This is a genomic window from Streptomyces sp. NPDC048473 (assembly GCF_043200155.1).
GTDB lineage: Bacteria > Actinomycetota > Actinomycetes > Streptomycetales > Streptomycetaceae > Streptomyces.
Map to the genome: position 1 here is coordinate 43,814 of NZ_JBICXE010000036.1, position 24,064 is coordinate 67,877.

Here is a 24,064-nt window from a genome sequence, read left to right on the forward strand (position 1 = left end):
CCAGCACCATGACGCTTTCCGACTCCGACGTCGCCATCATCGGCATGGCCTGCCGCTTCCCGGGAGCCGACTCCGTCGACCGCTTCTGGCACGTCCTCAGCGAAGGCCGCGAGACGCTGACCCGGTACACCGACGAGGAACTCCTCGCCGCCGGCGTGCCCGCCGCCCGGCTGGCAGACCCGCGCTATGTGAAGGCCGCCCAGACCATCCCCGGCACCGACCTGTTCGACTCCGAGCTGTTCCAGTTCACCCAGGACGAGGCCGAGATCCTCGACCCGCAGCACCGGGTCTTCCTGGAGTGCGCCCTGGAGGCCCTGGAGCGGGCCGGCTACGACCCCGAGCGCACCGACGCCCACATCGGCGTCTACGCCGGCGCCGGCATGAACACCTACCTGCTGCATAACCTGGGCGAGCGCTACAGGGCCGCGTCCACCGTGGACCACTACCGGCTGATGCTTGCCAACGACAAGGACTTCCTCGCCACCCGGGTGTCGTACAAGCTCAACCTGACCGGCCCCAGCATCGGCATCAACACAGCCTGCTCCACCTCGCTGGTCGCCGTGCACACCGCCTGCCTCGCCCTGCTCGGAGGCGAGTGCGACATGGCCCTGGTCGGCGCGGTCCACCTCAACCCGCAGGGCCAGGGCTACCAGTACCAGGAAGGCATGATCTTCTCGCCCGACGGCCACTGCCGCGCCTTCGACGCCGAGGCCCGCGGCACCGTGATCGGCAGCGGCGCCGGAGCGGTCGTCCTCAAGCGGCTGAAGGAGGCCCTCGCCGACGGCGACTGGATCCACGCCGTCATCAAGGGCTCCGCCATCAACAACGACGGCTCCGCCAAGACCGGTTACACCGCGCCCAGCATCTCCGGGCAGGCCGCCGTCATCGCCGACGCCCAGGACGTCGCCGACGTCGACCCGGAGACCATCGGCTACGTCGAGGCACACGGCACCGGCACTCCGCTCGGCGACCCCATCGAGGTCGCCGCGCTCACCGAGGCCTTCCGCGACGGCACCGACCGTACCGGGTACTGCGCGCTCGGCTCGGTGAAGACCAACATCGGGCACCTGGACACGGCCGCCGGCATGGCGGGCCTGATCAAGACCGCGCTGATGCTGGAGCACCGCACCCTGGTGCCCAGCCTGCACTTCACCGAGCCCAACCCGGACATCGACTTCGCCGCCGGCCCGTTCTTCGTCAACACCGAGAAGACCGAGTGGAAGAGCGAGACGGGCCCGCTGCGCGCCGGCGTCAGCTCCTTCGGCATCGGCGGTACGAACGCCCATGCGATCCTCCAGGAGGGCCCGGCCCGCGGTCAGGCCCCGCACGAGAGCCGGCCGGAGCTGCTGGTCCTCTCCGCCCGCTCCGAGGACGCCCTCGAACAGGCCGCCGCCGCCCTGGCCCGCCATCTGCGGGCCCACCCCGGCCTCGCCCCGGCCGCCGTCGCCCAGACCCTCGGCCTCGGCCGCCGCGCCCACACCCACCGGCTGGCCCTGGTCGCCGGCAGCACCCGCTCCGCGGCCATGGCGCTCGCCCTCGGCGACGAGGAGCACATCCGCCGCGGCGTGACCGGACGCGAGCCGGGCGCCCCCGTCCTCGTCCTGACCGGCACCGGCGCCGACCCGGCCGACGCGGCCGAGCTGTACGTGTCGGTGCCCGCCTACCGGGATGCCGCCGACGCCTGCGCCGCCGCCCTCGGGCGCCCCGGCGACGCCGAGGCCCTCCTCGCCGAGGACGGCGCGGTCGCCGCCTGCTGCCACGAGTACGCCCTCGCCACCGCCCTCACCGCCTGGGGCGTCGCACCGGCTGGCCTCGCCGCCACCGGCACCGGCCTCGCCACGGCCGCCGCCCTCGCCGAGGCACTCCCGCTCGCCGACGCCCTCGCCCTGGCCCGCGGCACCGCTCCCTACCGCGTCGCCCCGCCCCGGCTGCCCGTCGTATCGCCGCGCACCGGCCACTGGATGACCGATGACGAGGGCCGCGACCCCGCCGTCTGGACCGGCCCGGCCGACGCGACGGCTTCCCTGGACGCGCTGCTCGACGGCACCGGCCGGCACGCGCTCCGCCTCACCCCACCGGACGGCGAACCAGGCGGACTCACCCACCTGCTCACCCTCGCCGCCGACCAGTGGGTGCTCGGCGCCGACCTCGACTTCGCGGCCGTGCACACCGGCCGGGACATCCGCCGGGTGCCCCTGCCCACCCACCGCTTCGAGCGACGGCGGCACTGGGTGGAGCCCGGCGACCACGGCGCCCGGACCGAGGCGGCACCGGCCGGGGACCGGCTGATCGCCCGCTTCGACCCGGCCGACCCGCAGCACAACGTCGAACTGATCCGGGACTACCTCACCGAGGCGATCGGCAAGGTCCTCGGCGGCCGGCACCTCGCCGCCCTCGACACCAGCCTCTTCGACCTCGGCCTGGACTCCCTGGTGCTCATCGAGGTCGTCGCCAAGCTCGGCGATGAACTGGGCTTCGAGGTCCCGGCCGCCTCCTTCGTCGAGTTCCCCACCATCCGGTCCTTCGTGGACAACCTCGCCGAGCTGATGGGCCTCGCCCCCGGCACGGCCCCGGGCGGCGACGGCACGACCCCGGCGCCGCGCACCTCCCGGCGAGCCCAGCGCGCGGCCGCCCGCCACACCGGCCAGGCCTGACCCCCTCCCGGCGGCGACGCCCCGGCCCACGGTGGCCGACCGAAGACCTGTGAGAGAGAGCAACTGTGGACGACAAGCGAAAGCTGCTGCTGAGCCTGCTGGCCCGGGCCTCCGCCCCGGCCCCGGCGAGCGACGGCGTGGCGATCGTAGGCGTCGCCGGCCGCTACCCGCTGGCCGAGACGCCTGCCGAGCTGTGGGACAACCTGGCCGCGGGTCGGCACTGCATCCGTGAGGTGCCCGCCGACCGCTGGGACGCCGATGCCCACCACGACCCGGCGGGGGTGCGCGGCAGCTACAGCAAGTGGGCCGGATTCATCGACGACGTCGACAAGTTCGACCCGCTCTTCTTCCAGATATCGCCGGTCGACGCCGAGGCTATGGACCCGCAGGAGCGGCTGTTCCTGCAGACCGCCGCAGCCGTCCTGGACGACGCCGGCCACCCGGCCGCCGAGCTGGCCGCCCGGGGCCCGGTCGGCGTCTTCGCCGGCGTCATGAACAACAACTACGAGTGGATGGGCGGCGAGGCCACCGTCCTCGGCGTCCGCACCGACGCGCACTCCAACCACTGGTCGATCGCCAACCGGGTCTCGTACACCTTCGACTTCACCGGCCCGAGCCTCGCCGTCGACACCGCCTGCTCGGCCTCGCTCACCGCGATCCACCTGGCCTGCGAGAGCATCAGGTCGGGGGAGTGCCACACCGCGATCGCCGGCGGCGTCAACCTGATCCTGCACCCCATGCACCTGCGCATGCTGGCCGACCGCGGGATGATCTCGCGCGGTGACCGGCTCAGGAGCTTCGGTGCGGACGCCGACGGGTTCGTCGACGGCGAGGGCGTGGGCGCCGTACTGCTGCGGCCACTGAAGGACGCGATCGCCGACGGTGACCGCATCCTCGGCGTGATCCGCGGCTCCGCCATCAACGCGGGCGGCAAGACCGGCGGTTACACCGTGCCGAGCGCGGCCGCGCAGGCCGAGGTGATCCGCGCCGCCCTGCACCGCGCCCAGGCCGACCCGGCCACCGTCGGCTACGTGGAGGCCCACGGCACAGGCACCCCGCTCGGCGACCCCATCGAGATCGCCGGGCTCGTGGAGGCCTTCGGCGGGCGCATCGACTCGGCGGAGCGGGCCGAGCGGCCGACGGTCGCCGTCGGCTCGGTGAAGTCCAACATCGGCCACCTGGAGTCGGCGGCCGGTGTCGCGGGCCTGACCAAGGTGCTGTTCCAGCTGCGCCACCGCACGCTGGTGCCCTCGCTGAACTCCGCCCGGCGCAACCCCGGCATCGAGTTCACCACCACGCCCTTCGAGGTACAGCAGACCCTCCAGCCCTGGGTGCCAGCGGGGGACGACGGCGACCTGCCGCTGCGCGCGGTCGTCAGCTCCTTCGGCGGTGGCGGCGCCAACGCCTGTCTGGTCGTGGAGGAGTACCGCACACCACCGGCCGAGCCCGTCGCCCCGGACACCGACCAGCTCCTCGTCCTGTCCGCCAAGAGCGAGGACCGGCTGCGCGCGTACGCCGCCGACCTCGCCGCGTTCCTGCGCGGCGCCACAGGTGCGGATCCGGCAGGCGCCGGCCGGGACGCCCTGGGCGACGCCCAGCGGCTGTGCCTGCGCCTGGCCGCCGAAACCGTCGGCGTGGCCCCCGAGTACCTCGACCTCGGCGCCAACCTCGCCGACTGCGGCTTCGGCGTCCCCGAACGCGCCCGCTTCGAGGCGTCGCTGACGGCGGAGCTGGACGGCACCCCGCCCGCGGCGGTGACCACGGCACGGACGCTGGGCGCGATGGCGCAGGCGATCGCCGGGACCGCAGGCGCCGACGGGTCGGCCGGCAACGCCTCGGACGCCTCGGGAGCCCCGGATGCGTCGGGCGCGGCCGACACGCAGGCCGGCGCCGGTGTTCAGGGAGCCGACCGCCCGGCCGAGGGCCCCCTCCGCCTCGCCGACATCGCCCACACTCTCCAGTCCGGCCGTACCCCCCACGAGCTCCGGCTGGCCCTGGCCGTCGGCTCGGTGGCCGAGGCGGCCGCGCTGCTGGAGGCATACGCCAAGGGCACGGCCGGCGCCCGGATCGGCACCGGCCGGGCCACCCGGGCACGGGTCGTCCTCGCCGGCACCGAGGCCGACGCCCTGGAGACGGCCCTGGCCCGGCGGGACCTGGTGGCGGTGGCCGAGCACTGGCTGGCCGGCGCCGACGTCGACTGGTCCCGTGTCACCCCCGCCGCGGCCCGCCGGACCGAGCTGCCGACGTACCCCTTCGCCCGCAAGCGCTACTGGATCCCCGAGCCCCCGGCCCGTATCGCCCCCGCACAGCCGGCCGGGTCCGACGATGCCTCCGCAGAGCAACTCCCGGACTTCTACCGTCCCTTGTGGGTACGCGAGGACGCACCCGCTCCCGGACCCGCCCCGCGCGCGGGCCGCGTCGTCGCCCTGGTGACCGAGGCCTCCGCCTGGCTCGCCGAGGCGATCTCTGCCCGCATCCCCGAGAGCCGTCCGGAGTCGGTCCGCATCGACGAACTTCCCCCGTCCGCCTGGCTGGAGCGGACCGACGGCGCCGACCTGGTGCTCCACCTCGGCGGCGTCGGCACCGGCATCGCCGAGGGCCTGGGCGCCGACCGGGCCGCCGAGCAGCTGCGCACCGGCTCCCTCTCCCTGCTCCGCCTGGTCCGCTCGACCAGCGCCGCGCGCGTCGTCGTGGTCACCAGCGACGTCCACCCGGTCGCGGGCGGCACCGCCGCCAACCCCTTCGCCGCGGGCATGCACGGCCTGCTCCAGGTGGTGGCCAAGGAGCGCCCCGAACTCCGGGTCGGCGCCCTCGACTTCGCCTCGGCCGATCTCACGGGTGAGGACGCGACCGCCGCCCTGGCCGACGCGATCCTGGCCGCGCCCGCCGACGCCACCGGCCGCACCGTCGCCCTGCGCGGCGGGGCCCGCTACGTCCGCCGCCTCGGCCGCGTCACCCTGTCCACGCCCGGCCCCGTCTTCCGGGACGGCGGTGTCTACCTGCTCATCGGCGGCACCGGCGGCATCTCCCAGGAGCTCAGCCGCCACCTCGCCGAGCGCCACCGGGCCCGGCTGGTGTGGTTCAGCCGCGGCGACCTCGGCCCCGAACAGCGCGCCGCCGCCGAGGAGATCCGCGCCCTCGGCGGCGACGTCGCCCACGTCCGCGGCGACGCCTGCGCCACCGCCGACCTCGCCGCCGCCGTCGCCGAGGCGCACCGCCGCTTCGGCGCCCTGCACGGGGTCGTGCACGCCGCGATGGTGTTCGACGACCATACCCTCGCCGATCTCGACGAGGAGACCTTCACCGCCGCGACCCGCGCCAAGACCGAGGGCGCCGCCGCGCTCGCCGCCGCCGTGGACGGCCAGGACCTCGACTTCCTGGTCTACTTCTCCTCCGCCGGCTCCTTCGGCAGCTTCGCCGGCAACGGCGCCTACATCTGCGCCTCCGCCACCGAGGACGCCTACGCGCTGTTCCTGCGCGACCGGCTGCCGTATCCGGTGACCGTCGTCAACCAGGGCTACTGGGGCATGGTCGGCTCCGGCGCCCAGCCCGGACTCGCCGAGATCTTCGCCGGGCTCGGCATCCAGGACTTCAGCCCCGCCGCGGGCATCGCCGCCGTCCACCGCATCCTCGGCAGCGGGCTGCCGCAGGTCATGCCGATCCGCGCCGGGCGCCGGGCCCTGGAGGCCATGGGCCACGACCCGGCCCTGGACGGCGAGGTCCTCGGCGGCGGCTACCCGGCCGCCCTGGCCACCGCGGCCGGGCACCTCGGCACCGGAACCGCCGCCGCCCCGGCCGCCCGCCGCGTCCTTACCGGATACGAGGAGCTGGAGGCCGTCTCCGCACCCATGCTGCTCGGCGTCTACCAGCGCATGGGAGCCTTCCGGCGCTCCGGCGAACGGCACGGCGCCGAGGAGCTGCGCGGCCGCCTCGGCATCCTCGACCGCTTCCGGCGGCTGCACGAGGCACTGCTCAACATCCTGGCCGACGCCGGGTTCCTGACCCGCGACGGCGGCCTGGTCAGCACCACCCCGGCGGTCGACGGAGTCGACGCGGACGAGCACTCGGGCCGCTGGGCGGCGGAGTTCGACCGGATCGCGGCGGCCTACCCGGACATCGAGCCGACGGTCACCCTCAACCGCCTGTTCCTCCAGGCGTACCCGCGCATTCTGCGCGGCGAGGTGGGCGCCACCGAGATCATGTTCCCCGGCTCCTCGATGAAGCTGGTGCAGAACTTCTACAAGGGCAACCCGCTCACCGACTCCTTCAACCTCCTGGTCCGCGACACGGTCCGCCACTTCCTGGACCTGCGCCTGCCGAAGCTGCCGCAGGGCCGCACGGTCGAGGTCGTGGAACTGGGCGCCGGCACCGGCGCCACCAGCGAACGGGTGCTGCCCGCGCTGGCCGCGCACCCGGGACGCGTCGGGTACACCTTCACCGACATCTCGCCGCGCTTCCTGGAACACGGCCGGGAACGCTTCGCCGAACGCTACGACTTCGCCCGCTTCCAGGTGCTCAACCTCGAACGCGGCCTGGCGGAGCAGGGGTTCGAGCCGGCATGCGCCGACCTCGTCGTCGCCACCAACGTCGTGCACGCCACCAGCGACCTGCGGGCCACCCTGCGCAAGGCCAAGGCGCTGCTGCAGCCCGGCGGCTGGCTGGTCCTCAACGAACTGACCTCCGTACGGCCGCTGCTGACCATCGGCGGCGGGGTCCTGGAGGGCTGGTGGGCCTTCGAGGACGGCCACCTGCGCATGCCCGACTCCCCGCTCGCCTCCCCGGAGGGCTGGACCCGGCTCCTGCACGAGGAGGGATACGCCCCGGTCCACGCGCTGGGCGCCGGCGACCCGGCGCTGGGCCAGACCGTCCTGGTGGCGGAGAGCGACGGGGTCCTGCTGAGCGCGCCCGTGCCCACGGCAGGCCCGGCCCCCGTCTCCGCGTCCGCCCCCGTCTCCTCGGGCGCGACCACCTCCACCGACGCCCTCACCGAGCGCCTGCGCGACCTCGTCGAGCGGGTGCTCAAGCTGGACGAGCGCATCGACCCCGGCCGCCCGCTGGCCGACTACGGCTTCGACTCACTCAGCGGCATGAAGATCGTCGCCGCCGTGGACGAGGAGTTCGGTGTCGCCGTACCGCTCGGCGACTTCTTCGAGCAGCCGACCCTGCGCGAGCTGGCCGCCCACCTGGCCGCCAACTGGCTGGCCGGGGTGGCGGCCGGGCCTGCCCTGCCCGAAGCGCCCGGGACACCCGCCCCGGCGCCCACCGCACCTGCCCCGGCCACCGCCCCGGCCGTCTCCCCGGCCACCGAGGCCGCGGCCCGCGTACTGCGCCCGCGCACCGACGGCGAGGAGAGCCGCCACCCCCTGTCCGAGGGCCAGCGCGCCCTCTGGGTGATCGAACAGATCGCGCCCGGTACCTACGCCTACAACCTGCCCCTCGCCCTCTGGCTCGACCGCGGCCTCGACGTGCCCGCCCTGCGGGCCGTCCTGCAGGACATGGTCGACCGGCACGCCGAGCTGCGGGCCACCGTCCACGCCGGCGACGAGGGGCCGTACGCCCGGATCGCGACCGAGCCCGAACTCCCCTTCCAGCAGGTCTTCCTGACCGCCAGGAGCGACGCCGAGCTGCGTGACCGGATGCGCGCCGACCTGCGCCGCCCCTTCGAGCTCGCCGCCGGCCCCCTCGCCCGCGCCACCCTCTACACCCTGGGTGACGGCCGCAACGCGCTGCTGCTGACCTTCCACCACCTGGTCTTCGACGGCGTCTCCATCGCCCTGCTCCTGCGCGAGCTGGAACGCGGCTACCACGCGCTCCTCGCGGGCCGTGCCCTCCCCGCCGAGCGCCCCGCCCGCAGCTACGCCGACTTCACCGCCTGGCAGCGCGAGCTGCTCGCCGGTGCCGAGGGCCGACGGCTGCGCGCGTACTGGACCGAACGGCTGCGCGGGCGCAGGACCACCGTGCCGCTGCCGCTGGACCGGCCCCGCCCGGCCGTGCCCGGCTTCCACGGGGCGAGCCTGGACGGGCACATTCCCGCCGCGGTCGCCGACCGGGCCCGCGCGCTCGCCGGCGCCGAGCAGACGTCCCTGTTCGGGGTCGTCCTCGCCGCCTGGTTCACGCTGCTGCACCGCTACAGCGACCAGGCCGACATCGCCGTGGGCACGCCGACGGCCGGACGCCCGGCGAGCGGCTTCGACGACACGCTCGGCTACTTCATGAACATGGTGGTGCTGGCCGAACGCGTCGACGGCGCCGAGGAGTTCCGCGGCCTGGTCCGCCGCGTCCACCGCACCGTGCTGGACGCCCTGGAACACAGTGCGTACCCGCTGATCACCCTGGCCGACGACCTCCGCCGCGCGGACTCCGAGGCCGGCGCCCCCTTCAACGTCGCCTTCTACTTCCAGAACTGGACCCGCACCGCCCGCCGCGACGCGTCCGGCGACGCCGTGGTGCTCGGCCCGGTCGAAGGAGTGCACCAGGAGGGCGAGTTCGACCTGACCCTGGAGGTCGTCGAGCAGGAGCAGGGCTGCCGCTACACGCTCAAGTACGACCCCGGTCTCTTCGACGAGGACACGGTGGCCCGCCTCGGCGCCCACTTCACCACCCTCCTCGCCGCCGCCGTCGAAGGGCCCGGCACCCCGGCGGCCGACCTGGAACTGTTCACCGAGGACGAGCGGGCGCGGCTCACCCCGCCCGTCCCCGCCGACTACCCGGCCGACACCCTGGTCTGGGAACTGGTACGGCGGCAGGCCGACGCCCGGCCCGACGCGGTCGCGGTCCGTCACGCGGGCACCGAACTGACCTACCGGGCGCTCGTGGAACGCGTGGACGTCCTCGCCGCCCGGCTCACCGCCGCCGGAGCGGGCCGTGGCCGGACCGTCGGGGTGCTGCTCCCGCGCGATCAGGACCTGCCGGTGGCGCTCCTCGCCGTCCAGGCGGCCGGCGCCGCCTACGTACCGCTCGACCCCGCCTACCCGCAGGACCGGCTCGCCTACATGGCCGAGGACGCCGGGCTGCACCTGCTGCTCACCCACTCCACCTCCGGCGTCGGCCTCGCGGCTGTGCCCCGGCTGGTCGTCGACACCTTTGAGCAGCCGCCGGCCCTGCCCTCGCCCGGCCCGGCAGGCCCGTTCGACGCCGCGTACGTCATCTACACCTCCGGCTCCACCGGCCGTCCCAAGGGCGTCCGGGTGCCGCACCGCGCGCTGACCAACTTCCTGTGGTCGATGGCCCGCGAGCCCGGCTTCGGACCCGGCGACACCCTGCTGGCCCTCACCACCGTCTGCTTCGACATCTCCGGCCTGGAGTTGTACCTGCCGCTGGTCACCGGCGGCACGGTGGAGGTGCTCGCCGCCGAGGACGCCCGCGACGGGCTGCGGCTGCGCGAGGCCCTCGAACGGGCCCGCCCCACCGTCATACAGGCCACCCCGGCCACCTGGAGCATGCTGCTGGCCGCCGGCTGGCAGGGCGACCCCGCGCTGAAGGTGCTGTGCGGCGGCGAAGCGCTGCCCGCCGACCTGGCCGAGGCGCTCCTCGCGGGCAACGGGCAGGTGTGGAACCTCTACGGCCCCACCGAGACCACCATCTGGTCGGCGGCGAGCCGCCTCACCCCGGGCGGCCGGGTCACCCTGGGTGCCCCGATCGCCAACACCGTGCTCCACGTCCTCGACAGCGCGCGCAGGCCCGTCCCCACCGCCGTTGCCGGGGAGTTGTACATCGGCGGCGACGGCGTGGCGGACGGCTACCTCGGCCGCCCCGAACTGACCGCCGAGCGCTTCCTGCCCGACCCGTTCGCGGCGCGCGCCGAGGCCCGCATGTACCGCACGGGCGACCTCGTACGACGGCTCGCCGACGGCACGATCGAGTACCTCGGCCGGCTCGACTCCCAGGTCAAGGTGCGCGGCTACCGGGTCGAGCCGGAGGAGATCGAGGCGACCCTGCGCCGGCTCGACGGCGTCCGCGAGGCCGTCGTCGTGGCCCGTGGACAGGCAGCGGGCTCGCACACCCTGCTCGCCTGCTACGTCCTGCAGGACGGCGCGGCCGAGCCGGACCGCGAGCGGCTGGCGGCCTGGCTGCCGGACCACATGGTGCCCGACGCCCTGGTCCGGGTGACCGGCTTCCCGCGCACCCTGAACGGGAAGACCGACCGCACCACGCTGGCCGCGCTGCCCCTGGCCGACCTGCGCGCCCGCTTCGGCGCCGGGTCCCCGCCCGCAGCCCGCACCAGCACCCCGGCAGCGGCCACCGGAGGCCGCACGGAGGCCCTCGTCGCCGAGCTGGCCCGCATGGTCGCCGCCCTGGTGGACCTGCGCCCCGAGGACATCGGCGCGCACACGCCGCTCGGCGAGACCGGCATGAACTCCGTGAGCTTCACCGCGCTCAGCGCCGAGCTGCGCAAGGCGTACAGCATCGCCGAGTACCCGACCCTCTTCTACCGCCGCGGTACCCTGCACGCGCTCGCCGAGCACCTGTGGGAGCATCACGCGACCGCGCTGACGGTCCACTTCGGGACGGCCCCGCAGGCACCCGCCACCGAACAGGCCGCTCCGGCCGGGTCCGAGGTTTCGGCGGTCCCTGCCGGGTCCGGGACTTTTGGGGCCCCTGCCGGCCGTGAGGTCGCCGTCATCGGTATGGCCGGGCGCCTGCCCGGCTCCATGGACCTCAGGGAGTTCTGGGACCACCTCGCCGCCGGCGACGACCTGGTCGGCGAGATCCCCGCCGACCGCTGGGACTGGCGCGACCACCCGCACTCCCGCTCCCGCTGGGGCGGCTTCGCCCCGGACGTGGACCGGTTCGACGCCGCGTTCTTCGGCATCTCACCCCGAGAGGCCGAACTGATGGACCCGCAGCAGCGGTTGCTGCTCGAAACCGTCTGGCAGGCCGTCGAGGACGCCGGCTACCGCCCCTCCGAGCTGGCCGGGAAGCGGGTCGGCGTGTTCATCGCCGTCACCAACTCCGACTACCACGAGGTGCAGCGGGCCGCCGGACGCGCCACCGAGGGCCACACCCTCACCGGCGCCGCCCTGTCGATCGTCCCGAACCGGGTGTCGTACCTGCTCGACCTGCGCGGTCCCAGCATCGCCGTCGACACCGCCTGCTCCGGCTCCCTCACCGCCGTCCACCAGGCCTGCGCCGCCCTGCGCGACGGCAGCTGCGACCTGGCCATCGCGGGCGGCGTCAGCCTCATCCTGGCCCCGGGTGTCTACGAGGCGCTCAGCCAGGGCGAGATGCTCAGCCCCGACGGCCGCTGCAAGGCCTTCGACAGCCGCGCCGATGGCTATGTGCGCGGCGAGGGCGCGGGCGTCGTCCTGCTCAAGCCGCACGAGCGGGCCGAGCGCGACGGCGACGCCGTACACGCCGTGATCAAGGCCGCCGCGCTCAACCACGGCGGCCGGACCACCTCGCTCACCGCCCCCAACCCCGAGGCCCAGGCCGACCTGCTGGTCGAGGCCTACCAGGCCGCCGGCGTCCACCCGGACACCGTCGGCTACATCGAGGCGCACGGCACCGGCACCGCCCTGGGCGACCCGATCGAGACCACCGGCCTGAGCACCGCCTTCCGGCGGCTGCGGGCGGGGAAGGACGCGCCCAGCGGGTCCGCTCCGTGCGCCGTCGGCTCGGTCAAGACGAACATCGGCCACCTGGAGGCCGCTGCCGGTATCGCCGGACTCCTCAAGGTGGTCCTGTCGATGCGGCACGGCACCATCCCGGCCAGCCTGCACTTCCGCGAGCAGAACCCCTACCTGGAACTTGACGGCGGCCCCTTCGAGGTCGCCGCCACCGCCCGGCCCTGGCCGCGTCCCCGGGACGCACACGGAGCCGAGCTGCCCCGCCGTGGCGGCGTCAGCTCCTTCGGCTTCGGCGGGGCGGGCGCGCACATCGTGTTGGAGGAACCCCCCATGCCGGACACCCGCGACGAGCCCGCGGCCCAGCAGGTCTTCGTGCTCTCGGCCCGCGACGGCGACGCGCTCCGGCGCTCGGCCGCCCGGCTCGCCGACCACCTCGGGCGCCAGGACGTCCCGGCCGAGGACCTCGCCTACACCCTGCAGACGGGCCGGGAGCCTATGCCGCACCGGCTCGCCGCCGTCGCCGACGGCACCGCGGCCCTGCGCGCCGAACTCACTGCGTACCTGGCCGGGCGCCCCTCCGCCGTACGCACGTCCCAGGTGACGGCCCCTCAGGCGGGCGACTCCGTCTCCCCGGACCGGCGCGACCTCCACGCCCTGGTCGCCGCCTGGCTGCACGGCACCGACGTCGACTGGCGGACCCTGCACGAGGGCGCCGCCCGGCGCCGCGTCCACCTGCCCGCCTACCCGTTCGCCGGCCCCCGGCACTGGGTCGCCCCCGGCGAGCGCCCCGCAGAGCCCGGCCCCCGTCTGCACCCCACCCTCCTGGACGCCAACGTCTCCACCTTCGGCGAGCAGCGGTTCGCCAAGACGCTGACGGGCGAGGAGTTCTTCCTGCGCGACCACGTAGTCGGCGGCGACCTGGTGCTGCCCGGCGTGGCCTATCTGGAGATGGGCCGCCTGTCGGGCGAACTTGCCGCTGGGGGAGCCCCGGTGCGCGGCGTCGACGACCTGGTGTGGGCGGCGCCGGTCCGGCTCGCCTCCGGCCACACCGGGCACCCGCTGCTGGTCCGCGTCACCGGCGACCGCTCCCGCGCCGCCTTCGAGGTGCGCGGCACCGCCGAGGACGCGCCGGTGCACGCCAGCGGCACCCTGCGGTTCGACAATCCCGGTTCCCGGCCCGCCCCCATCGCCCCGGCGGACGTACGTGCCCGCTGCACCCGCGTCCAGGCGGGGGCCGACTGCTACGACGGTTTTGTCCGGCTCGGCTTCGCCTACGGTCCCGCCTTCCGGGTGATCGAGGAGATCGCCGAGGGCCCCGGGGAGGCGCTGGCGACGCTGCGCCTGCCGGAGCCGCAGCGCGCGTACGCCGATGCGTACGCCTTTCACCCCTCGCTGCTGGACGCCGCCCTGCAGACCGCGGGCCGGCTCGTCCCCGGCGCCGGGAACCCGGCGGGCCCGGCACCGTACCTGCCGTTCTCCCTGGGCTCGGTCCGGCTGTACGCCCCTCTGCCCGAGCGGGGTTACGCGTACGCCACCCCGGCCCGGCGCCCCGCCCCAGCGGGCTCCCTCGCCTTCGACGTCGCCCTGCTCGACGAGAACGGGCAGGTGGCCGCCGCACTGGAGTCCTTCACACTGAGGGCGCTGCGCCCGACGGACACCGTACCCGCGCCCGGGATGCAGGCCGTGCCCGCCGTCGACGTCGTCCACGCCTTCGAGCCCGTCTGGGAGGCCGCGCCCGCTCCGCACGGCCAACTCCCCTCCGCCGCACGGGTCCTGCTGCTCGACCCCGCCTCCGCCGAGGCCACCGACGCCACCGACGTGGCCGTCGCCCTCACGGCGACGGGCGCCGATGTCCGCCGTATCCCGCTCGGCAGCGGCTTCGACGCCGAGGCCGCCGTGCGCGCCGCCGGAGCCGGACCCGTCCGCGTCGTCCACCTGGCCGGACGCGACCGCACCGCCCGGGACTCCGTGGAGCACGGCTTCCACGCGGCCCTGGCCTTCCTGCGGGCCTGGCAGCGCGAGCGCCGCGACGCGCTGCGCTACCTGTACGTCCACCCCGAGCTGGCCCCGTCGCCCGCCCAGCCGGCGATGGCCGCCTTCGCCCGCACCGTGCGCCTGGAGCAACCGTCGGTCGCCCTCGGCGTCCTGGCCCTCGCCCCGGGCCGCCCGCTCGCCGAGGCCGTCGTCGCTGAACTCGGCACGGACGGCGGCCCCGAGGTGCGCACGGACGCGGAGGGCCGGGCCCGCCGCGCCTGGCGGCACGTGAGCCTCCCGGCCGCGCCGGGCGCCGCGTTCACCGGTGCCGGCGCGCACATCGTCACCGGCGGCACCGGCGCCCTGGGCCTGCTCGTCGCCGAGCACATCGCCGCCGCGCGGCGGGCCGCAGGTGTCACCGGCGGCGGCATCGTGCTCGCCGCGCGCACCGCCCCCGGTCCCGAGACCCGTGCCCGCGCCGACGCCCTCGGCGCCCGGGTGGTGCTCGCCGACGTCACCGACCCGGCCGCCGTACGCGACCTGGTGGCCGAGGCCCGCCGGGCGCACGGCTCGGTCAGCGGCGTCGTGCACGCGGCCGGCGTCCTCAGGGACGGGCTCATACGCGCCAAGCAGCGTGCGGACGCGGACGCCGTCCTCGCCGCCAAGGTGCACGGCACCGTGCTGCTCGACGAGGCGACGGCGGACGAACCGCTGGACTACTTTGTCGCGCTCTCCTCGGCGGCCGCGGCCTTCGGCAACGCCGGACAGAGCGACTACGCTTTCGCCAACGCCTTCCTCGACCACTTCGCCGAGGAGCGCGAGCGGCGCCGCCGGGAAGGCGCCCGGCACGGCCGTACCCTCGCGGCCGCCTGGCCGGTCTGGGCCGACGGCGGGATGCGCGTCGACGCCGACGCCGAGGCCTACATGGAGCGTGTGCTCGGCATGCGCCCGCTGCGCACCGCCCCCGCCCTGCAGGCCCTGGACCGCGCCCTCGCCCACACCGCACCGCGCCTGCTCCTGGCCGCCGGCGACCCCGACCGCATCCTCCAGGCCCTCGAAGGCGCCGATCCGCACAAGGACGAGTCCGCCACCGCCGCGCCCGGAGCGCACGAGCGCTCCGAGGAACTGGTCCTGCGGCTGCTCGCCGAGGAGCTGAAGCTGCCCGAGGCGGAGATCGCCGTCGCCGAACCCTTCGACCGGTACGGCGTGGACTCGCTCATCACCATGAGCCTCATCCGCCGCCTGGAGGAACACGTCGGCCCGCTGTCGAAGACCCTGCTCTTCGAGTACGTCACCGTACGCGACCTCGCCGGCCACCTGGCCGGGGCCCACCCCGGCGCGTTCCCGGCCGCCGCCCCGGATACCACCGCCCCCGCGGCGACCGTGCTTCCGATGAAGCCGGCCGAGCCGGTCGCGCCCGCCCCGCAGGACGCAGCCATCGCCATCATCGGCGTCGCGGGACGCTACCCCCAGGCCGACGACGTCACCGAGTTCTGGCGCAACCTGCGCGCCGGCCGGGACAGCGTCGAGGAGATCCCCGCCGACCGTTGGGACCACGGCCTGTTCTACGAGCCGGACAAGTCCGCCACAGGCAAGACCTACGGCAAGTGGGGCGGCTTCGTACCCGGCGCCGACCGCTTCGACCCACTGTTCTTCCGGATGTCGCAGATCGAGGCGGAGCACACCGACCCGCAGGAGCGGGTGTTCCTGGAGACCGCCTGGCATCTGCTGGAGGACGCCGGATACACCCGCGAGCAATTGCGCGGCACCCGCACCGGCGTGTTCGTCGGCATGATGTACGGCCACTACCAGCTGTACGGCGTCCAGGAGGCGCTGCGCGGCGAGGGCTTCGCGCCCTCCTCGTCGTACGCCTCCGTGGCCAACAGGGTGTCGTACTTCTTCGACTTCACCGGCCCCAGCGTCGGCCTGGACACCATGTGCTCCTCGTCGCTGGTCACCATCCACCAGGCCTGCCTCGCCATCCGCAACGGCGACTGCGACGTCGCCGTGGCCGGCGGGGTCAACATCTCCAGCCACCCGGTGAAGTTCCTCCAGCTCGCCCAGCGCGGCTTCCTCGCCGAGGACGGGCGCTGCCGCAGCTTCGGCGAGGGCGGCACCGGGTACGTGCCCGCCGAGGGATCGGGCGCCGTCCTGCTCAAGCGCTTGGACGCGGCCCTCGCCGACGGCGACCGGATCCTCGCCGTGGTCAAGGCGTCCGCCGTCAACCACGGCGGCGCGGGCGCCGGTTACAGCGTCCCCAACCCCAAGGCCCAGGGCGACCTCGTGCGTACGGCGCTGGAGCGGGCCGGGCTCGCGCCCGCCGACCTCGACTACCTGGAGGCGCACGGCACCGGCACCGCGCTCGGCGACCCGGTGGAGATCACCGGCATGCTGCGGGCCTTCGGCGAGGAGCCGCCCGAGCGGCTGCCCATCGGCTCGGTCAAGTCCAACATCGGGCACGCCGAGTCGGCCGCCGGCATCGCCGCGATCACCAAGGTGCTGCTCCAGATGCGGCACGGCGAGCTGGTGCCGTCCCTGCACGCGGACCGCGTCAATCCGAACATCGACTTCACGGCGACCCCGTTCGAGGTCCAGCGCGAGCGGGCGCCCTGGCCCCGCCGCGTCCTGGCGGACGGCAGGGTACGGCCGAGGACGGCGGGCGTGAGTTCCTTCGGCGCGGGCGGCACGAACGCCCACATCATCCTGCAGGAGTACGTCGGCGACGGCGACGGCGCCGGGGCTGCCCCGACCGGTCCTCAGCTGGCGGTGCTCTCCGCGCGGGACGCCGGCCGGCTGGCCGCGCAGGCCCGGCGGCTCGCCGGCCACCTACGCGCCGAGGACACCGCCGCGACCCCCGCGCAGGTCGCCCGGACCTTGCAGACGGGCCGGGAGGCGATGGCCCACCGGCTGGCCGTGCTCTTCCACGACCTGCCCGAACTGTGCGCCCGCCTCGACGAGTTCGCCGCAGGCGGCACCCCGGCCGGCAGCTGGACCGGCGTGGTCGACCCGCGCCGGCCCGCCCCGGGCGACCGGCTCCCCGCCGACCCCGCCGCGTACGCCACCGCCTGGACCGGCGGACAGCAGGTCGACTGGCCTGCCCTGCACCCCGGCGGCAGGCCCGCCCGGGTGGCGCTGCCCGGCTACCCCTTCGATGGCGACCGGGTCTGGCTGGCCGCGGCCGATGCCGAACTGGCCGCCCTCGGCGCCGGGCGTGACGCACTTGGTGCCGGGCGTGACGCACTTGATGGCGGCCGGAGTGCACATGGCGCCGACCACGACGCGTCCGATGCAAGCCACAACGCCCTCGGCGCCCGACGCGACCCCGAGGGGCTGTTGTTGACTCGGCAGTGGCGCCCCGCCCCGCCCGTGCCCCGTTCGGCGCCGCCCGCCCTGACCGCCGTACTCGCCGCACCCGGTACCGAGGCGCTGGCCGCCCGGCTCGCGGCGGTGCTGCCGGCCGCCGAGGTGCTCACCGCCGACCGGATCAACGCCGCACTCAGCGACACCGGCACCCGCTGGGACCGCTTCGACGCCGTCGTCGACCTGGCCGGCTGCACCGGATCCGTGCTGCCGCCCACGCACGCCGCGCTGCCCTCCTGGCTGCGCTGGCTCCAGCACCTGGTCGACCTCGGCCGCCGCGACCTGCGCGCCCTGCTCGTCTCGCGCGGCGCGCCCGCCCTCGGCGGAGCGGCCCGGGTGGGCCTGTACCGGATGCTGCAGAGCGAGTACCGCCACGTCCGCTCCCGCCACGTGGAGATCGACCGCGCCGCGACCGACGAGCAGCTGTGCCGCTGGGTCGCCGAGGAACTGTCCGCCGACGGCGAGCCCGCCGAGGTCGCCTACCGCGGGGGAGTGCGCCACCTGGCGACGCTTGCCGAGGCCCCGCGGGCACAGCGCGCCGAACTCAGCTTCCCGGCGGACCACGTGCTGTGGGTGACCGGCGGCACGCGCGGCCTCGGGCTGCTCACCGCGCGCCACTTCGTCGCCCGGCACGGCGTGCGCAAGCTGGTCCTCACCGGCCGCGAGGAAATGCCGCCGCGCGCAGAGTGGGCCGCGCACATTGCCGAGGACGGCCCGCTGGGCCGCAAGCTGCGCCCGCTCGCCGAACTGGCCGCCCAGGGCGTCGAACTTGAGGCCATCGCCGTGCCGTTGGACGAGAAGGAGGCGCTCGCCAAGGTCCTCGCCGACGTCAGACTGCGGCTCGGCCCGGTCGGCGGCGTGATCCACAGCGCGGGCTTCACCGACTTCGAGAACCCGGCGTTCGTCCGCAAGCCGCAGACCGGCGTCGCCCGTGTCCTCGCACCGAAGGTGTTCGGCCTGGACGCCCTGCTGGAGTGCTTCCGGGACGAGCCGCTCGGCCTGTTCGTGCTGTACTCGTCGGTCGCCGCCGCCGTTCCCGCCCTCGCGGTCGGCCAGAGCGACTACGCCATGGCCAACGCCTACCTGGACGCGGTGGCCGAGGCCCGCCCCTACGGCCTGCCCCTGGTCAGCGTGCAGTGGCCGAGCTGGAAGGACACCGGCATGGGGGAGGCCCGCAGCGCCGCCTACCAGGCCTCCGGCCTCGCCTCGCTCACCGACGCACAGGGCCTGGCCCTGCTCGACCTCGCGCTGGAGGGCGGCGCCCGGGTCGTGATGCCCGTACTGCCGCGCCCCGGCGCCGAGTTCAGCGCCGAGCGCCTGACGGCACGGCGCCTGGAGACCCCGCCCGCCGCACCGGCCGCCACGCCACGACCCGTGGCAGGCGCGGGCGCGGACGTGCGCGCCGCCGTCGAGGCGGTCGCCTCCTGGCTGCTCGACCAGCTCGCGGCGGAACTGCGCTTCGACCGCGCCAAGCTGGCCGGGGACGTCCCGGTCCACGATTACGGCATGGACTCGATCATGGTCTCCCAGCTCGTCCAGACCGTCGCCCAGCGCCTGGACGTCTCGGTCGACCCGTCGGCCCTGCTGGAACACCCGACGGTGGACGGCTTCGCGGCGTATCTCGGCGAGGAGCACCGGACGGAGCTGCTCGCGGAGTTCGGCGGCACGGCACCTGAGACTGAGACTGAGACTGAGGCACGGCCGGAGTCCGCGGCCCCAGCACCGTCGGAATCCGCAGCCCCGGCACCCGTCTGGGCCTTCGACATACCCTCCGCCGTCCACCAGCAAGGCACCGCCTCCCACACCCCCGACCCGCGAGCCAACGCCATAGCCGTGGTCGGCCTCTCCTGCCGCTTCCCCGACGCCGACTCCGCCGACGCCTACTGGGAGCTGCTGCGGGACGGCCGTACGGCTCTGCGCCCCATCCCGGACTCCCGCTTCGGCCGCTCCCTCGGTTACCACGCCGGGCTGCTGCCGGAGGTGCTGCGGTTCGCGCCCGAGCGGTTCCTGCTGTCCGAGGCGGACGTCAAGGCGATGGACCCGCAGGCGCTGCTCCTGCTGGAAGAGGTCGACAGGGCCGTGCACCACGCCGGTTACCGCCCGGCGGACCTCAAGGGCCGCAGGGTCGGCGTGTACGTCGGCGGCCGGGCCACCCACACCCCCGACCCGGCGGCCCTGGAGCGGGCCAAGAACCCGGTCGTGGTCACCGGCCAGAACTACCTCGCGGCCAACATCTCCCAGTTCTTCGACTTCCAGGGCCCGAGCCTGGTGGTGGACACCGCCTGCTCCTCCGCCCTGGTGGCGATGGACATGGCCGTACAGGCACTGCGCGCGGGTTCCGTCGAGTCGGCCGTCGTCGCCGGTGTGAGCCTGCTCGCGGACGACCGGGCGCACCGGGTGTTCGGGCAGCGCGGCCTGCTCAACCCCGGCCCGGAGTTCCACGCGTTCGACGGCCGGGCGGCCGGCCTGGTGCTCGGTGAGGGCGTCGGCGTCGTCGTCCTCAAGCCGCTGGCCCGAGCCCGGGCGGACGGCGACCGGGTGCTCGCCGTACTGGAAGGCATCGCGATCAACAACGACGGCCGCACCGCCGGACCCGCCACCCCCAACCTGCGGGCCCAGAAGGACGTGATGGCCGAGGCGCTGGCGCTCAGCGGCCGCGCGCCGCAGGACGTCGGCTGGGTGGAGACCAACGCCTCCGGCTCGACCGTCACCGACCTGATCGAACTGAAGGCGATCGAGGGTGTCTACGGCGCCGGCCCGGCCCGTTCCATGCGGCTCGCGCTCGGATCGGTGAAGCCGAACATCGGTCATCCGCTGGCCGCGGAGGGCATCGCCGCGTTCATCAAGGTCGTCCTGATGCTGCACCACCGGCAGCAGGTGCCGTTCCGTTCCGGACAGCAGCCCCTGCCGCACTTCGACTTGGACGCCGCCGCGATGTACTTCCCGAGAGAGCTCCGCCCGTGGCCTGCGGGCGCGGACCGGGCCGCGCTCAACTGCTTCGCCGACGGCGGCACCAACGCGCACCTGCTGCTCGCCCCGGCCCCGGCGGACCACCGCGCCGCCTGGGCGCCGCTGCCGCAGCCCCCGTTGGAGCGCACGGTCGTCATCCGGGGCACCGTCTCCGAGGCGCCCGACGCACCTGCCCAGTCGGCGGCGGCCGACCTGTTCTGGGACACGTACCGATGACCGCGGCCAACGGGACGCCCCCGATGATCGAGACGCCCACAGGGCGCCTGCCCGTGGTCTTCATGTTCTCCGGGCAGGGCTCGCAGTACTACCGCATGGGCGAGGAACTCTTCGAGTCCGACGAGGTGTTCCGCACGGCCCTGCGGCGGTACGACGCCGTCGCCGCCGGGCTGCTGGGCGAGTCGGTCCTCGCCCGGATCTTCGACCCGGCCCGGCGCAAGAACGACCCCTTCATCGACACACGGCTCACCCACCCGGCGATCGTCATGATCGAACTCGCCCTGGCCGAGACCCTGCGCGCGGTCGGCATCGAGCCGGATTACCTGCTCGGCTCCAGCCTCGGCGAGTACGCGGCCGCGGTCGTCTCCGGCAGCATCGACGCCGAGACGTGCCTGCGGCTGCTTGTCCGGCAGGCGGAGGGACTGCCGGCGGGCCCGCGCGGCGGGCTGCTCGCGGTCATCACCCGCCCGGACGGCCGGGACTGGATCCCCGCGCTGCCCGGCTGCGAGGTCGCCGCCCGCAACTACCCCGGCCACATCGTGGTCGCGGGCACCGACGCGGACCTGGACCGGGCCGAGGCGGCCCTGCGCGCGGCCGACGTGCTGCACCAGCGGGTGCCGGTCGAGTACGCCTACCACTCCAGCCTGATGGACGGCGTCCTCGCCGAGTGCCGGGCCGTCTTCGACGGGGTGACCTTCGCCCCACCGCGCATCCCCTGGGTGTCGTGTGTGGACGGACGGCTCGTCGAACGGCCCGGTGCCGACCACTTCTGGCAGGTCGCCCGCAGACCCATCGAGTTCGAGCGGGCCATGGCCGCGATGCGGGCCCGCGGCGACTTCCTCTACCTCGACCTGGGCCCCTCGGGCACCCTGCACAACTTCGTCCGCGGCAACCTCCCGGCAGGTGACCGCGCCCGTTCGCTGCCGCTGCTCAGCCCGTTCGGCCACGACCCACGGGTCCTGGAACAGGCCCGGACGCTCGCGGCACCGGCCTCGTCCCCTTCCACCACTCCGATCACACATCCACATCCGACTCCGGTGACAGCGAAGACGGCAAGGAAGGCACACGGCATGAAGGTCTACGGTTTCCCAGGTCAAGGGTCTCAGCAGCGGGGGATGGGCAAGGAGCTGTTCGCCAGGTACCCGGGGGAGACCGCGATCGCCGACCGCGTGCTCGGCTACTCGATCGAGGAACTGTGCGTCCACGACCCGGAGCGCCGCCTGGGCCGTACCGAGTACACACAGCCGGCGCTCTACGTCGTCAGCGTCCTGACCTACCTCGACCGGCTCGCCGAGGACGCCGAGCCGGCCGATTACCTGATCGGCCACAGCCTCGGCGAGTACGCCGCCCTGTTTGCCGCCGGCGTCTTCGACTTCGAGACCGGGCTGCGCCTGGTGCAGCGGCGCGGCGCCCTGATGGCGGAGGCCGGCGGTGGCGGGATGGCCGCGGTGGTCGGCTGCGACGAGGCGACCGTGCTGCGGGTGCTCGCCGACTCCGGCATCGACGAGCTCGACCTGGCCAACTACAACGCCCCCGACCAGTTCGTGCTGTCCGGTCCGGCCGAGCGCGTCGACGCCGCCCGCGCCGCCTTCGAGTCGGCCGGTGTCCGCGCTGTCCGGCTCAACGTCAGCGCGCCCTTCCACTCCCGCCACATGCGCGACACCGCCGCGGAGTTCGCCCGCTTCCTGGACGGCTTCACGCTGCGGACCCCGGCCGTCCCGGTGCTGGCCAACGTGGACGCGCAGCCGTATGCCCCCGGCGCCGTCAAGGCGACCCTGACCGCACAGATCGTCTCCCCGGTCCGCTGGACCGACACGGTGCGTCGGCTGATGGGCCACGGCGACTTCGAGTTCGTGGAGCTGGGCCCGGGCCGGGTCCTGACCAATCTGGTCGCCAAGATCAGGAAGAACACGGAGCCGCTGCCCGCGCCAGGAGCGGAGGAACGACTCGATGAGCCGCTGCCTTCTGGCCAGTTGCCGCCCCTCGTACGACCCGCGGCCTTCGCCGCCCCGACGGGCGACACCCTCGGAGCCGCCACCTTCCGCGAGCGGTACGGTCTGCGGCGCGCGTACCTGCTGGGCGCCCTGTACGGCGGCATCTCGGGCCGCGAGATGCTGGGCGCGGCGGCCAAGGCCGGGCTGCTCGGCTTCCTGGGGACCGGCGGCCTGCCCCTCGACGAGGTGGACGGCCTGCTGCGCGACCTGGCCGGGGAACTGGGCCTGGGCGGCTCCTTCGGCGTCAACCTGCTGTACCGGCACGGCACCCCAGAGGAGGAGTCCGCCCTGGTGGACCTGCTCCTGCGGCACGGCGTCGACCTGGTCGAGGCGTCCGGCTTCCCGCTGATCACCCCGGCGCTGGTCCGGTTCCGCCTCAAGGGCGGCCGGATCATCGCCAAGGTGTCCCGCACGGACGTGGCCGCCGAGTTCCTGGCCCCGCCGCCGGAGCGGCTGGTCGCCCGGCTGCTGGAGGCGGGCGAGGTCACCGCGGAGGAGGCCCGCGCGGCGGCCGGCCGGCCGATGGCGGACGATCTGTGCGTGGAGGCCGACGGCGGCTGGCTCAGCAGCACGGCCGACCTGCTCACCCTGCTGCCCGCCGTGCTGCGGCTGCGCGACACGACCGCGACGGGCGGCCACCGGGTGCATGTGGGGTGCGCGGGCGGCATCGGCACGCCCGAGGCCGCCGGGGCCGCGTTCCTGCTCGGCGCCGACTTCGTCCTGACCGGCTCGGTCAACCAGTGCTCCGTGGAGGCGGCCACCAGTGAGGAGGTGAAGGACATCCTTCAGGAGGCCCGCGAGTACGACGTGGACACCGCGCCCTGGGGCGAGCTGTTCGACCTCGGCGTCCAGGCCCGCTACCTCAAGCGGGGGCTGTTCTTCCCGGCCCGGGCGTCCCGGCTGCACGAGCTGTGGCGCCAGCACGGCTCGCTCGCCCAGCTGGACGACGAGACCAGGAGCCAGGTTCTCGACCGGTACCTGGGCGGCGAGGTCCCCGCGCCTGTCGTGGCAGGCAGCGCCCCCGAGCAGCAACTGGCGGCTGTGTTCCGCGGCTACTTCACACGCGGTTTCCGCCTCGCCGTGAGCGGTGACCAGCGCTCCCGGGTGGACTACCTGGTGCACTGCGGCCCCGCGATGGGCGCCTTCAACCAGGTGGTTGCGGACACCGAGCTCCACCCGTGGCGAGCCCGCACGGTGGAGGCGATCGCCGACGCCCTGATGGACGGCGCCGCTATCCACCTCTCCGCACGACTGTGCAGCTTCGGCTGAGTCCGTTGCGGCAAACCGGATCTTGTTCGAGGTACGAGGCGTGGGTAATCGTTGGCACAGA

Annotated in this window: 3 protein-coding genes; all 3 read left to right on the forward strand. The window is 74.7% G+C overall.

The window, feature by feature from the left end; genetic code table 11:
• Positions 1–8: 8 nt before the first annotated feature.
• The 3 genes from ACGFU7_RS36965 to fabD all read left to right on the forward strand — a co-directional run bounded on the left by ACGFU7_RS36965 (position 9) and on the right by fabD (position 24,003).
• Positions 9–2,654 (forward strand): type I polyketide synthase, encoded by a 2,646-nt coding sequence (locus ACGFU7_RS36965; RefSeq protein WP_393701948.1) that lies wholly within the window; start codon positions 9–11, stop codon positions 2,652–2,654.
• A 65-nt stretch (positions 2,655–2,719) separates the two neighbouring features.
• The gene (locus ACGFU7_RS36970) at positions 2,720–20,740 is read left to right on the forward strand and encodes an amino acid adenylation domain-containing protein (protein ID WP_393701949.1); all 18,021 of its coding nucleotides are present in this window, start codon (positions 2,720–2,722) and stop codon (positions 20,738–20,740) included.
• On the forward strand, positions 20,737–24,003 hold the full coding sequence (gene fabD, locus ACGFU7_RS36975; protein WP_393701951.1) for an ACP S-malonyltransferase: 3,267 nt from the start codon (positions 20,737–20,739) through the stop codon (positions 24,001–24,003). Before ACGFU7_RS36970 ends, fabD begins: the two co-directional genes overlap by 4 nt.
• Positions 24,004–24,064: the final 61 nt, after the last annotated feature.

What these genes read in the sequence shown, in the direction of transcription:
- ACGFU7_RS36965 (WP_393701948.1), top strand. Translation starts at nt 9, where the DNA reads ATGACGCTTTCCGACTCCGACGTCGCCATCATCGGCATGGCCTGCCGC.
- fabD (WP_393701951.1), top strand. Translation starts at nt 20,737, where the DNA reads ATGACCGCGGCCAACGGGACGCCCCCGATGATCGAGACGCCCACAGGG.